The organism is Pseudonocardia sp. 73-21 (genome assembly GCF_001899645.1).
GTDB lineage: Bacteria > Actinomycetota > Actinomycetes > Mycobacteriales > Pseudonocardiaceae > Pseudonocardia.
Genome location: NZ_MKVV01000055.1, coordinates 24612 through 37626, shown reverse-complemented (window position 1 = coordinate 37626; position 13015 = coordinate 24612). Strand labels below are relative to the sequence as shown.

Genomic DNA, 13015 nt, shown 5'->3' with positions numbered 1-13015 from the left:
ATCCGCTTCAGATTCTGTACTTCTCGGCACCCGCAGCGGCTGCCTATCCTGGCCGCGTCACCCAGCTTGGGAGGGCTCGGATGCCTGGTAGCTACGGTCAGTTCTGCCCGGTGTCCAAGGCGATGGAGCTGCTCGACGAGCGTTGGACGTTGCTGGTCGTGCGCGAGCTGATGATGGGCAGCCGGCACTTCAATGCCGTGCGCCGGGGTGTGCCTCGCATGTCACCGGCACTGCTGTCCAAGCGGCTGCACACCCTGATCCGGGCCGGGGTCGTCGAGCGTTACCGCGAAGGCAACAGGGTCACCTACCACCTGACCCCGGCCGGCCGGGAGCTCGAACCGATCGTGGAAGCCATCGGCCGGTGGGGCACCCGCTGGATCTCCGAACTCGGTGACGGCGACCTCGATCCGCACCTGCTCATGTGGGATGTGCACCGCAACATCGATCTGGAGGCCGTACCCGACGGCCGCACCACCCTGCAGTTCCGTTTCACCGACATCGATCCCGGCGCGCGGGACTGGTGGATCGTCGTCGGCAACGACGGCGTCGATGTCTGCCACGACGATCCCGGCTTCCCGGTCCAGGTTGCCGTGGAGACGACGCTGCGCGCGCTCACCCTCGTCTGGCGCGGCGACCTGTCCTGGGCCGGCGCGCTGCGCTCCGGTGACATGGTGCTGCGCGGCGAACCGGCAGCGCGGCGTGCACTACCGCGCTGGCTCAAGCTCTCACCACTGGCATCGACACCGCGTCCAGCCCTGAAACCGGTCGAGCACCAACGTTCCTCTCTGCATGGCTCGACCTCCCGTCACAGCCGGGCCGGGTAAGGCTGTTCACCTGGAACTCCAGCCGTAGATCGTGCTCGGCTCCGGCATCGCGGTCACCGGCGTCGGCAACAGCGCCCCCGCCGTGGTCGACGCCGTGTCCGACCACGCCTACCACGGCCGCACGTCGCTCACGATGGCGATGACCGCGAAGAACGTGCCCTACGAGGACGGCTTCGGCCCGTTCGCCCCCGAGGTGCACCGCGCGCCGATGTCGTACCCGTTCCTCGACGGCCTCGACGGGCCCGCTGCTGGGCCGGCTCCGCACGGTGCAGGCCGCCGACCCCCGCATCGGCGACGTCCGCTGGCCCGGTGCCATGGTGGCCGTCGAGATCGTCGACCCGACCACCGGCGCGCCCGACGCGGCCACGACGAAGGCCGTCGCGTCCGCCGCCCACGCGGCCGGGCTGATCGTGCTGACCTGCGGCAGCCACGGCAACGTGCTGCGCCTGCTCCCGCCGCTGGCCATTCCGGGCCTGCTGCTGGACGAGGCCCTCGACGTGCTGGCCGAGGTGATCGCCTCCACGCGGTGACTACGGCCAGGTGAGCGCCGCGGCCCCCCACGTGGCCCCGCCCCCGAACGCGGCGAGCACGACGCGGTCACCGGTGCGCAGCCGGCCCTCGTCGGAGGCCTCGCTCAGCGCGATCGGGATGGAGGCGGCCGCGGTGTTGCCGACGGTGGCCAGGTTGCTGACCACGCACGCGGGATCCATCTTCAGGCGGCCGGCCACGGCGTCGAGGATGCGCTGGTTGGCCTGGTGGCCGACGAAGTGGTCGACGTCGGCGACGGACCAGCCCACGCGCTCGAGGATGGACCGGGTGCTGCTGGCCATCCGCGCCACCGCGTGCCGGTAGACCGTCTGGCCCTGCATCGTGTACGGCGACTTGGCGTCCTCGACGAGGATGAGGTTCTCCATCTCGCCGTCGCTGCCCAGCTCCACGGCCAGCACCGATCCCGCCTCGCCGGGCTCGCCCGCCCGCAGGACCATGGCGCCGGCGCCGTCGCCGAACAGGAAGGCGGTGGAACGGTCGTCGGGGTCGATGAACGACGAGAAGATGTCGGCCCCGATCACCAGCGCGGTGTCGTAGAGGCCCGAGGTCAGCATGCTGTCGGCCGTGGCGAGCGCGTAGAGGAAGCCGCTGCACACCGCGTTGACGTCGAAGGCGGGGGCCTCGACCAGCCCCAGCCGGGTGGCGACGACGGGCGCGGTGGCGGGGCAGGGATGGTCGGGGGTGGTGGTGGCGACGATGACCACCCCGACGCTCGTGAGCCCCGCCGCGGCCAGCGCCCGCCGGCCCGCCCCGACCGCGAGATCGGACGTGCTGGTGCCCGTGTCGACGATGTGGCGCTGGCGGATGCCGGTGCGGGTGCGGATCCACTCGTCGGAGGTGTCGAGGCGGGCGGCCAGGTCGTCGTTGGTGACGATCCGTTCGGGCAGGCAGTGCCCGAGGCCCGTCACAACAGCGGAGCGCAGGCTCATGTCACTCCTCGGTTGTCCAGCGGGTACCCGGGTGGGTTCGGGGTTCGGGTCCCCACTGGTTCGACCGTACTTTGTTACTCACGGGTCAGCTCGGGACCCGCGTCACACGTGTCCCGCCGCGCCGCACACCTCAGGGGCGCAGGGAGTGCAGCACCATCGACTGCGCCGTGCGGATGACGTCGTCGAGCGGGCCGCCCGCAGGGTCCCACCACTCCGCGGCCCAGTTCAAGGCGCCCAGCACCATCATCCGGCCGACGGCCGGGTCGACGTCGGCGCGCAGCTCCCCGGCGGCGGCGAGCTCGGCCACCAGCACCCGCCACACGTCGTTGTAGGCGGCCACCTCGGCGAGGGCGCGGCGGCTGACCGGCTCCGGCAGCTGGTTGGCGTTGCGGATGATCGCCGTGGAGTAGGCGGAGATCTCCAGCTCGTGACGCAGGTGGGCCTCGACGGCGGCGCCGATGCGCTCGACCGGGCCCGCCGAAGGCGGCAGCGCCTCCAGGGCCGCGACCAGGTGGGTGCGCATCGCCGCGGCCCCGACGTACATGACCTCCTCGATGAGGTCCTCGCGCGACGGGTAGTAGTAGTAGATCGCCGGTGCCTGGACGTGGGCCTGCTCGGCGATGTCCGAGAGCCGGGTGCCCGCGAAGCCCTTGCGGCTCAGCACGGTGGCGGCGGCGTCGAGCAGTCGCCGCCGCGTGCGGGCCGACTTCGCACTCGCGTCCTCGTGGACGGCCACGGGCTCGGCGGCGGGGGACTTGCGGGGCACGCGGGAGATCGTAGGCGCCCGCCGCGGCACGGTCTTGCCACGCGCGCCGGCACCTCACTAATCTATCCCTGATTAAACTCTGCCCGAGGAGAGGTCCATGACCGGCAGCATCGACGCCCGGCGCGCGGCCCTCGCGGCCCGCTACCCGACGTGGGAGCCCACCACCCTCGACGGCTTCCTGGACCGCCGGGCGGCGGAGTTCCCGGACCGCCCGCTCGTGCTCACCGACGACCGCACGCTGACCTACGCGGAGACCGTGGCGTGGTCGCGGCGCCTCGCCGACGGGCTGGCGGCGCTCGGGATCCGCCGCGGCGACCGGGTCGGCGTGCTGATGGCCAACTACCTCGAGTTCGTGCCGCTCAAGTTCGCGATCGCCCGGGCCGGGGCGGTGGCGATCCCGTTCAACTTCCTCTACCGCCGCGACGAGCTCGGCTACGTGCTGGCGCAGTCGCGCTGCAACGTGCTGGTGACGATGACGGGCTTCGCCGGGCTCGACCAGCCCGCGATGCTCGACGAGATCGCCCCCGGATGGGAGCAGGGCGCCACCGGGGCGCTGCCGGACCTGCACGCGGTCGTGCTGCTGTCCACCGACGGACGCACGCGCGCCGGCGTGCGCACGCTCGACGACCTCGCCGCGCTCGGCGACGAGCACCCCGGGGCGGCCGACGGTGCCACCGCCGCCCCCGACGACCTCGGCGACATCCTCTACACGTCCGGCACCACCGGCTCGCCCAAGGGCGTGATGGTCACCCACGACGCCGTGCTGCGCACCGGGTACGCCTCGGCCCTGACCCGGGCGTTCGAGGACGGGCGGCGGATCCTGTTCTCGCTGCCCTGCTACCACATGTTCGGCTACGTGGAGGGCCTGCTGGCGGCGATGGTCGTCGGCGGCGCGATCGTCCCGCGCACGGCGTTCACCCCGGCCGACTACGTCGCCGGCGTCGAGCGGCACCGGGCCACGGAGATCCTCTGCGTCCCGACGATGTCGGTCGCGATCCTCGAGCACCAGCACTCGCGCGACCTGTCGTCGCTGTTCGCGGTGCTGTCGGGCGCCGCGCCCGCTCCGGTGTGGCTGTGGGAGAAGATCCGCGACCAGCTCGGTGTCACCGAGATGACCACGGGCTACGGCATGACCGAGTGCGGCGGAGCGATGACCATGTCGCTGCCCGAGGACCCCCTGGAGCGCCACTCGGCCACCGTCGGGCGGCCCAAGCTCGCCGGTGTGGCGGGGGTGCCGGGCTCGGGCGACCTGTGCACCTACCGCACCATCGACCCGCTGACCGGCGACGACCTTCCGGTGGGCGCCGAGGGGGAGCTCGTCTCCTCGGGCCCCACCCACATGCTCGGGTACTGGGACAAGCCCGACGAGACCGCGGCCACCCTGCGCGGCGGCCGGGTGCACTCCGGCGACCTGGGCCGCGTCCGTCCCGACGGCTACGTCCAGCTGACCGGCCGCAGCAAGGAGCTCTACAAGAGCGGCGGCGAGCTGGTCATGCCCAAGGAGATCGAGGACCTGCTCACCCGGCACCCAGGCATCAGCCAGGCGTACGCGGTGGGGGTGCCCGACGAGCGGTGGGGCGAGGTCGGGTGCGTGTGGGTGGTGCCCGAGCCCGGCTCGGTCGTCGATCCCGACGCGCTGATCGCGCTGTGCAAGGAGAAGCTCGCGCGGTTCAAGGTGCCGAAGCACGTACTGGTGCTGGCCGCCGACGAGCTGCCGACGACGCCGACGGGCAAGGTGCAGAAGTTCCGCCTCGCGCAGCGCGCGGCCGAGCGCCTCGGCTAGGTGCTCAACAGGGGCAGCGTCGAGCGGCCCGGGCCGAGCACCTGCGCCGGGTCGCTGCCCAGCACACCGCTGAGCATCGTGGCGTAGACGTCGCGGAAGTCGGTGGTGGGCTTGAGGTCGCCGTCGTCGAGGTCGGTGAGGCTCGGCTGCTCGCCGACGAACCCGCCCTTCACCCCGGCGCCGGCCACCAGCACCGGGCCGGCGGTGCCGTGGTCGGTGCCCTCGTTGGCGTTGGCGGCCACCCGGCGGCCGAACTCCGAGTAGGCCATCAGCACGACGTGGCGGCCCCGGTCGGTGCCGGCCATGCGCGTGAGGAACCCGGAGACCGCGGCGTCCACCTCGGTGAGCAGACGCTGCTGGGTGCTCCGCTCGTCGGCGTGGGTGTCGAAGCCGCCGACGCTCGCGGAGTACACGCGGCTGGGCGCGCCCATCTCCACGCACCGGGCGACGACGTCGAGCTGGGCGGCGAGCTGGCTCGTGGCCGCCTTCTTCCCACCGGCCCCGGGCGCTGCGGTCGTGGCGTCGACCGCGGGTCCGAGCGTCGCGACCGTCCGATGCAGGTCCGTGATCGACCGGGCCGCGACGGCCTGTGGGCCCGGCTCGCCGTCCGACGCCCCGCCCATCGCCGCGAACGCGGTGCCCAGCGCCCCTTTCGTCAGCGCGAGCCCGCTCAACGGCAGGGCGGCACCCGCGGTGGTGGCGCCGGCGAGCATCGGAGGCAGGACCGGGTCCAGCGAGATCGCCTTCAGCGGGTCGCGCCCGTTCCCGTCGAGCCAGCGGCCGATCCAGCCGGTGTTGACGGGGTGGTCGGGGGTGGCGGTCTGCCAGATGTCCATGGACCGGAAGTGGCTGTGGTCGGGTTGTGGATAGCTCACCCCGCGGACGACGGCGAGCGTGCCGGCGTCCCAGCTCGCCTTGAGCCCGGCCATGCCGGGGTTGAGCCCGAGGCCCTCGCCGAGGTCGAGCACCTCGTGCTCGGCGTAGGCGAGGTCGGGACGCGCGGACTGGTAGGCCGGGTCGGCGGCCGGGACCACGGTGTTGAGGCCGTCGTTGCCGCCGTAGAGCGTGACGGTCACGAGCACGCCCGTGCCGGGGGGCAGGGGATCGGTGCGGGTGCGGTCGGCGAGCTCCTTCCAGCCGATCCCGCCCGCCGCGGCCACGGCGGCGGCCGCTCCCGAGTACGTGAGGAACCGGCGGCGGGACAGGGTCAGGGCGTTCATGCGCTCACCGCGTTCTCCGGGGACGCCAGTGCGGCGGCCACCAGCTGTGGGGGTGTGCCGGCCAGGGGTGCGAGTGCGGCGGCCGTGCGGGAGGTGAAGGCGGGCAGGCCGAGCAGCGCCGCGGTGGCCTCCACCCGTGATCCCGCCGCGACGTCGGTGACCGGTGAGAGGTCCGCGGCGGCCACGAGCGCCTGGGCGAGCTTGAGCCGCGCCAGCGCGGCGGCCGTGGTGAGCCACGGGGTGCCGGCGGGCCAGCCGCCGACGTTGGGCGGGTGGAAGGGGGTCTGACCCAGCCCGGTGAGGCCGGCCCGCAGTGCGGCCGGGGCGACCTTCGACGCCGGCAGCTTCAGCGCCCGCAGCGCCGCCACCAGCCACTCGACGGGCTGGCGCACGAGCACCGACGCCGGGTCGCGGAATGCCGGCGCGGTGACGGCGGCCCGTAGCACCGCCGTGACGTCGTGGTTCGCGCCGTAGGCGGCCACCAGGGTGTCCATCGTCGCGGGATCGGGCGGGGTGTCGGAGACGAAGCGCGTCCAGATCCGGCCGGCCACGAACCGTGGTGACGCGGGCCGGGTCACCAGCAGGTCCACGAGGCCGTCCGCGTCGTAGGCGCCGGTGGTGCCCAGCACCGTCTCGGGGCCCGGGTCGTGGTTGCGGGCGTTGACCGAGGACGTGTCGCCTCCCGCGTCGATGCGCCAGCCGGTCAGCGCGCGGGCGGCCTCACGCACGTCGGTCTCGGTGTAGTTGCCCACGCCGAGGGTGAACAGCTCCATGAACTCGCGGGCCAGGTTCTCGTTGGGCTTCCCGACCCGGTTCCCCGTGCCGTCGAGCCACACCAGCATCGCCGGGTCGACGATCATGGCGCGGGCCAGCGCGCGGAAGTCGCCGCCGCCCAGCCGCCGCTGCGTGGCGTTCTGCCCGTACATCAGCGCCGCGGACTTCACCTTCTGCACGCTCGTGGCGAAGTGGCCGTGCCAGAACCATGTCATCCGCTCCGGGTACGGGGCGTCGGCGGCGGCCATCCGGTCGAGCCACCAGACCACGAGCGTCCGGGCCTGGGCGGCCTCGGCCTGCTCCCGGGCCTTCCGGGCCGCGACATCGGTGCGGGCCGCCGGGGCGGGCGGGGCCGGGAACGCCGGTGGTGGCGTCGCGGTGGCGCCGGCGTCCGGTCCCGGGGCGGTCAGGGCGGCCAGCGTGGCGTCGAACCCCCCGGTCGTCGCCCGCGCGAGCTCACCGGGCCGCGGGCCGAGTCCCACCCGCTGCAGCAGCCGGCGTATCGCGTCCGCGTCGGTCATGGGTCCACCCTCGGCGGCCGGGGTGAGCACGCCGTGCGGGGATTGTTCGGGTCGGGTAAACCCGCCGTCAGCTCCGTCCGGTGACGGCGTCGCCCGCGGTGCGCGGGAGCCTCAGCCCCTCCGCCGCCGGCACCACCAGGATCACCGCGAGCATCACGAACGCCACCCGGAACGGCCCGTCGACGCCGCCGAGGCCGACGGCGCCGGCCACGGGCCCGCCGAGCGCCACCAGCACCGCGCCGGTCGCGACCCCCAGCCCGGCGCCGAGCTCCTGCAGCGTGGACATCAGGGTGTTGGCCGAGGACATCCGCGGCGGGTCGACGTCGGCGAACGCGACGCTGATGTAGGCGGTGAAGCCGATCGAGCGGGCATCCCGCTCAGCACCAGCAGGCCCAGGAGCAGCGGCAACGGCGTCGTGGGCTGCACGAGAGCGATACCGACCAGGCACGCCGCCGACGCCGCGACCGCTCCCAGCAGCACCGTCCGGATACCGAACCGGCGCATCAGCGGCGCGCAGCACCCGCAGGTCCAGCAGCGGCCGCTCGGCGTGCAGCAGGTGGCGGACGGCGAGGACCAGGGCCACGACGGCCACGCCCAGCCCGACGCCGACGACCACCCCACTGCGGGTCGGGCGCCCCGAGCGACTCCATGCCGACCACGAGCGCGCCCACCCCGAGCGCGGTGAGCAGGAAGCCCCGCCGGTCCAGCGCGGTGGGCCCGCTGCCGCGGACGTCGGGCACGAGCCGTCGCGCCAGGAGGACAGCGCCGATCCCGAGCGGAACGTTGATCACGAAGATCCACCGCCACGACGCGTACGTGCTCAGGATCCCGCCCGGTGCCGGCGCGACGACGGGGGCGACGGGCGCCGGCCACGTCAGGTAGGCGATGGCCCGTACCAGCTCGGACTTGGCCGTGGTGCGCAGCACGACGAGCCGCCTGACCGGCACCATCATCGCCCCGCCGACGCCCGCCACCGACAGGTTGCTCACCGCGCTGGAGGAGCTCGTCCGCCGCCATCGCGCGCTGCCCGTCGACGACGAGCACGACGGCCTGCGGGCCGAGCTCATCGCCGCCGAGGTAGCCCACGAGCTGTCGATCACGCGCAGCGCGTTGCTGCGGCACCGGCCCCTGCCTAGGCTGGCCGGGTAACGGATCGACAACCACGAGTGACTGCGAGGGTCTCCCGATGCGCCACATCGCTACGTTCTGCGGCAACTGCAACTGCGGTTGCCCCGAGCTCTACGTCGACGACGCGGCCACCCCGGAGCGCCGCGTGGTGATCACCGATGATTTCGGCCAGCGCATCCAGATGAGCCTGGAGCAGCTCGCCGACCTTGTCGCCGACGTCCGCAAGGGCGTGCTCGACGAGGTGCTGGCGCCGGCGGGCGCCTGAGCGGTCACCCGGTGGCCAGGTCGTGGACGGTCTGGCCGCCGACGGTGGTCGCCGTGGGTGCTGCCGCACCCGCGCCGCGATCCGGCCACCCGCGCCGCGGCCCAGGCCCCGCCGGCCCGCACCGGGCTCAGCTGTGCCTGCACCCCGACCAGGTGAGCCTCACTTGTCTGGAATCATTCCAGAAAACGTGCTGGGATGGACCCATGGCGGAGATGCTGGAGACCGAACCCCACGGCGGCGCGCTCGGCGCCCGTCTGAACTGGCTGCGCGCCGGCGTCCTGGGCGCCAACGACGGCATCGTCTCTGTGGCGGGCATCGTCGTCGGTGTCGCCGGGGCCACCCTCGAGAGCGGGCCGATCCTCACCGCCGGCGTCGCGGGCCTCGTGGCCGGCGCGGTGTCCATGGCGCTGGGTGAGTACGTGTCGGTCAGCAGCCAGCGCGACACGGAGATGGCCCAGCTGCGCGAGGAGAAGCGCGAGCTGCGGGAGTTCCCCGAGGCGGAGCTGGCCGAGCTGGCCGCGATCTACCGGGCGAAGGGGCTCAGCGAGGAGACCGCGCACACCGTCGCCGTCGAGCTCACCGCCCACGACCCGCTGGCCGCGCACCTCGACGCCGAGCTGAACCTCGACCCCGACGAGCTGACCAGCCCCTGGCAGGCGGCGTTCGCCTCGGCCGTGTCGTTCACGGTGGGGGCCCTGCTCCCGCTGCTGGCCGTGCTGCTGCCCCCGCCCGCCCTGCGCGTCCCGGTCACCGTCGTGGCGGTGCTGATCGCGCTCGCGCTGACCGGCGTCGTGAGTGCCCGGATCGGCGGCGGTGACCCCCGGCGTGCGGTGCTGAGGGTCGTGGTCGGCGGGGCGCTGGGCCTCGCGGTGACCTACGGCATCGGCCACCTCGTGGGCGTGGCGATCGGGTAGCTATCCCGCCGGGGTGGTGGTCGGGGCGGCCGCCGCCGAGGCGTTCACCGCCGACTGCATCGCCTTCAGCCCGGCCTGGATCTTCTGCAGGTCCGGGCCACAGGTGGCCACGGACGGGGCCGGCTCGCTCGGCGAGGCCACGCAGCCGTCGCGGATGAAGGCCGACACCGCGTCGCCGACAGCGGTGGCCGAGGACTCCAGGGCGGCCGCGTCGGGCCGCCCCGGCGCGGCCCCCCTGACGGCGACGGCGACGTTGCCGACCTCGGTGATGAACCGGGGGCAGTTCGGGAAGATCGTGGCGGCGGGCTCGGTGGCGCACTCGTCGAGCGCGATGGAATCGATCTTGTCGGTGAGGGAGGAGAGCGAGCCGTCGACGCCCGTGCGGACCGGCGTGGTCGGCGCGCCGTCCGGTGTGGTGGCGCCGCAGCCCGCGAGCGTCAGGGCGAGGGCGGCGATGAGGACGGGGTAGCGCAGTGCGGGCACCCGACTACCGTATGCCCGCCCGGGGAACGGCGCCCTCAGAGCCCCACGACCAGCGTCCGCAGGATCAGGACCAGCACGAACACGACGATGAAGGCGAGGTCGATCCCGATCCCGCCGGCGCGGATCGGCGGCAGCACCCGGCGCACCGGCGCCAGCACCGGCTCCGTGGCCGCGTGCGTGACGCGCACGGCCCGGCGGCGCCACTCGGGCTCGGGACCCGGCGACAGCACCCCGACCCAGTCGACCACGACGCGGGCGATCAGTACGAGCTCGAACAGCAGGAGAAGCAGCCCCAGCAACGACCCGATGGCGGACATACCCGCCTAACGAGCGGGGCCCCCGCTGCGTGCCCGCCGCCGCGGCGGGATCGCGTCGAGCCCGAGCAGCCGGTCCAGGACGCGCAGGCGGTAGGCCGCCGTCAGGGCCACGAACCAGACCACCAGCGCGGGCAGCACCGCGATGAGCAGCAGCCGGTTGGGCCCGGTCAGGCCGAAGTAGTCCGACAGCAGCGGCGTGTAGAGCACCCCGACGAACGCGACGAGCAGCGCCAGGACCAGCAACGACGGCTTGCGGTCGGGGTTGGGCGTGGTCCATGCGGCGAAGAACCGGGTGCGGGGCTCCAGGAACAGGATGAGCCCGAACGACGCCAGCGTGACGAACGTCGACAGTCCCGTCTGGGCCCCGATCGTGGCCGACGCGGTGGTGAAGCCCGCGTCGGTGACGGTGAGCCCGGTGTAGCGCTGGAACGCCTCGAGCACCCGCTCGGGCACGTCGGGGTTGGTCAGGCCCTTCATCACGCGGGTGTAGATGAACGTGTACACCCCGGCCCCGCACGCCGCCGTGATCACCGCCGCGGGGATGACGAACCGGGCCAGCGAACCGAGCAGGTTGGGGTCCGGGGGCCTGGGCCGCGCCCACAGCGTCAGGAAGAACGTCGGGACCCCGACGGTGAGCAGCGTGAGCCCGACCTGCGTCGGCTCGTAGGGGAAACCCAGGCCCAGCATGGTGACGGTGAGGATCACCAGGGCCTGCGTGCCGACGCGGGCCAGGAACACGTACATCGACGTGGCGATGCCGTCGATGATGCGACGGCCCTCCAGCCGGGCCGGCAGCAGTGCGGCGAACGAGTCGTCGACGAGCACGATGTCGGCCACGTCACGGGTGACGGGGCTGCCGCTGCGCATCGCGACGCCGACGTGGGCGTGCTTGAGTGCGCGGGCGTCGTTGACGCCGTCGCCGATCATGGCGACGTGGCGTCCCTGGCGGCGCAGCGACTCCACCACCCGTTCCTTGTCCTCCGGGGAGACGCGGCCGAACACGGTGGTCCCCGCCACCACGGCGTCGAGCTCGTCGTCGGTGAGCGCGTCGAGGTCGTGGCCCGACACCGGCGTGCCCGCGTCGATGCCGGCCTGCGCGGCCAGCACGGCGACGGTGTGGGGGTCGTCGCCGGAGAGCACCTTGAGCTCGACGCCGGCGTCGAGCAGCCCGGCCACGGTCTCGGTGACGTCGTCGCGCAGCTCGTCGGCGAGGGCGACGACGGCGAGCGGTTCCAGCTCGGGCAGGGTGGGCCGGTCGCCGGTGCGCAGCGGGGCGGCCGGGTCGAGCGCGCGGGCGAAGACGATCACGCGCAGGCCGCGGGCGGTGCGCTCGGCCACCAGCCGGCCCAGGTCGACACCGCCCAGCCAGGGGGCCAGCGCCTCGGCCGCGCCCAGCACCCACACGCCCTCGTCGGTGGTGACGGCGCTCCAGCGCAGCGAGGAGGTGAACGCCACCTCCTCGCGCACCTCCCACGTCTCGCCGGGAAGGGCGGCGGCGAGCGCCGCACCGGTGACGTTGGCATCGGCGGCGCTGCGGGCCGTGGAGCCGAGCCAGCGCTCCACGTCGGTGACCTCGTGCCCGCCGAACACCTCGACACCGGTGACGGTGAGCCGTCCGCTGGTCAGGGTGCCGGTCTTGTCGGTGCACAGCACGTCGACGTTGCTGATGGACTCCACGGCGTTGGTCTGCTGGATCAGCGCGCCCTGCGTCGCGATCCGGGTGGCGCCGACGGTGTAGGCCACGGCGATGAGGAAGAACAGCCCGTAGGGCACCAGGCCGGAGAGCACCGCGGAGATCTGCACGATCCGCAGCAGCGTGAGGCCCTCCAGGGCGGCCTGGGCGAGGATCGCGGCGCTCATCAGCGCCACCAGCACCATGACCAGGCGGATGACGAACTCGATGCGCCGCTGCAGTGGCGTCTTGTCCACGGTCGGGCGGCGGGCCTCCGCGGTGACCCGCTGGGCGTAGCTGGCCTCGCCGACGTCGCGGGCCTGCTGGAACCCGCGCCCGGCCACGCAGAAGCTGCCCGAGAGCACGTCGTCGCCCTCGCGCTTGACCACCGCGTCCGGCTCGCCGGTGAGCAGCGACTCGTCGATCTCGAGCACGGTGTCACCGGATGAGGGGTCCCCGTGCACCGGCCCGTCCACGACGATCTGGTCGCCGGGCCGGATCACCAGGACGTCGCCGCGTACGACCCCCTCGGGGTAGACCGCGGTCTCGGTGCCGTCGCGCAGGACGGCGACCCGGGTGCGGCCCAGCAGCTGCAGCTGGTCGAGCTTGCGCTTGGCCCGGATCACCTGCACCGAGCTGAGCACCGCGTTGACCAGGCCCAGGCCGACGCTGACGAACGCGTCGTTGTAGCGGCCCAGCACCAGCAGCGCGATGCCGATGACGAACAGGATGTTGTTGTAGAAGGTGAAGACCTGCGTGCGGAGGATCCGCGCGTAGCTCGCGGTGCCCCCGGACACGGCGGCGTTCGACTCGCCGCGACGGTGCCGGGCCTCGGCCTCGACCTGGGTGAGCCCGGGGGATGGCATGAGC

15 protein-coding genes are annotated in these 13015 nt (G+C 73.5%); 6 read left to right on the top strand and 9 right to left on the bottom strand.

The genetic code is table 11. The features are described from left to right. Positions 1–110: 110 nt before the first annotated feature. Positions 111–824 (top strand): helix-turn-helix domain-containing protein, encoded by a 714-nt coding sequence (locus BGP03_RS17870; protein WP_298795311.1) that lies wholly within the window; start codon positions 111–113, stop codon positions 822–824. Between the two features lie 266 nt (positions 825–1090). Continuing rightward, positions 1091–1354 carry an aminotransferase class III-fold pyridoxal phosphate-dependent enzyme gene (locus BGP03_RS35980; protein WP_363093999.1) on the top strand — a complete coding sequence of 88 codons (264 nt, stop codon included), beginning with the start codon at positions 1091–1093 and terminating at the stop codon, positions 1352–1354. Here the strand turns inward: BGP03_RS35980 and BGP03_RS17860 are convergent, their stop codons facing one another. Both BGP03_RS17860 and BGP03_RS17855 read right to left on the bottom strand, forming a co-directional pair. After that, positions 1355–2302 (bottom strand): beta-ketoacyl-ACP synthase III, encoded by a 948-nt coding sequence (locus tag BGP03_RS17860; RefSeq protein WP_296370079.1) that lies wholly within the window; start codon positions 2300–2302, stop codon positions 1355–1357. It lies immediately after the preceding gene. A gap of 130 nt (positions 2303–2432) precedes the next feature. After that, positions 2433–3068 carry a TetR/AcrR family transcriptional regulator gene (locus tag BGP03_RS17855; RefSeq protein WP_296370077.1) on the bottom strand — a complete coding sequence of 212 codons (636 nt, stop codon included), beginning with the start codon at positions 3066–3068 and terminating at the stop codon, positions 2433–2435. A gap of 97 nt (positions 3069–3165) precedes the next feature. On the opposite strand from BGP03_RS17855, the gene BGP03_RS17850 reads away from it, so the two are divergent. Further along, entirely contained in the window at positions 3166–4851 is a 1686-nt protein-coding gene (locus tag BGP03_RS17850; RefSeq protein ID WP_298795312.1) for an AMP-binding protein, read from the top strand. Here the strand turns inward: BGP03_RS17850 and BGP03_RS17845 are convergent. From BGP03_RS17845 to BGP03_RS17830, 4 genes are all read right to left on the bottom strand, one after another. After that, complete coding sequence (locus BGP03_RS17845; protein ID WP_298795313.1) at positions 4848–6071, bottom strand: DUF1501 domain-containing protein; 1224 nt, start codon at positions 6069–6071, stop codon at positions 4848–4850. The two genes, BGP03_RS17850 and BGP03_RS17845, sit on opposite strands and share 4 nt — an antisense overlap. After that, a complete protein-coding gene (locus BGP03_RS17840; RefSeq protein ID WP_296370070.1) occupies positions 6068–7366 on the bottom strand; it encodes a DUF1800 domain-containing protein in 1299 nt (432 codons plus the stop codon). The genes BGP03_RS17845 and BGP03_RS17840 overlap by 4 nt, the downstream gene beginning before the upstream one ends. A gap of 67 nt (positions 7367–7433) precedes the next feature. Next, positions 7434–7949, bottom strand: a complete 516-nt coding sequence (locus BGP03_RS17835) for a hypothetical protein (protein WP_298795314.1) — start codon at positions 7947–7949, stop codon at positions 7434–7436. After that, positions 7870–8355, bottom strand: coding sequence for an MFS transporter (locus BGP03_RS17830; RefSeq protein ID WP_298795315.1), 486 nt, complete (start codon positions 8353–8355; stop codon positions 7870–7872). Before BGP03_RS17830 ends, BGP03_RS17835 begins: the two co-directional genes overlap by 80 nt. Between BGP03_RS17830 and BGP03_RS17825 the strand changes: the two genes are divergently transcribed. The 3 genes from BGP03_RS17825 to BGP03_RS17815 all read left to right on the top strand — a co-directional run bounded on the left by BGP03_RS17825 (position 8348) and on the right by BGP03_RS17815 (position 9673). Then, complete coding sequence (locus BGP03_RS17825) at positions 8348–8515, top strand: hypothetical protein (RefSeq protein ID WP_296370064.1); 168 nt, start codon at positions 8348–8350, stop codon at positions 8513–8515. The two genes, BGP03_RS17830 and BGP03_RS17825, sit on opposite strands and share 8 nt — an antisense overlap. Before the next feature lie 37 nt (positions 8516–8552). Continuing rightward, positions 8553–8759 carry a hypothetical protein gene (locus BGP03_RS17820; protein WP_296370063.1) on the top strand — a complete coding sequence of 69 codons (207 nt, stop codon included), beginning with the start codon at positions 8553–8555 and terminating at the stop codon, positions 8757–8759. Between the two features lie 203 nt (positions 8760–8962). Continuing rightward, positions 8963–9673: a VIT family protein gene (locus BGP03_RS17815; RefSeq protein ID WP_296370061.1), complete on the top strand. Its 711-nt coding sequence runs from the start codon at positions 8963–8965 to the stop codon at positions 9671–9673. Here BGP03_RS17815 and BGP03_RS17810 read toward each other — a convergent pair whose 3' ends face one another. From BGP03_RS17810 to BGP03_RS17800, 3 genes are read right to left on the bottom strand one after another with little or no spacing between them, the layout of a single operon-like run. Then, positions 9674–10156, bottom strand: coding sequence for a hypothetical protein (locus BGP03_RS17810; RefSeq protein WP_298795316.1), 483 nt, complete (start codon positions 10154–10156; stop codon positions 9674–9676). A 35-nt stretch (positions 10157–10191) separates the two neighbouring features. Then, on the bottom strand, positions 10192–10473 hold the full coding sequence (locus BGP03_RS17805; protein ID WP_296370056.1) for a YggT family protein: 282 nt from the start codon (positions 10471–10473) through the stop codon (positions 10192–10194). Between the two features lie 6 nt (positions 10474–10479). Further along, positions 10480–13011, bottom strand: coding sequence for an HAD-IC family P-type ATPase (locus BGP03_RS17800; RefSeq protein ID WP_298795317.1), 2532 nt, complete (start codon positions 13009–13011; stop codon positions 10480–10482). Between the last annotated feature and the right edge of the window lie 4 nt (positions 13012–13015).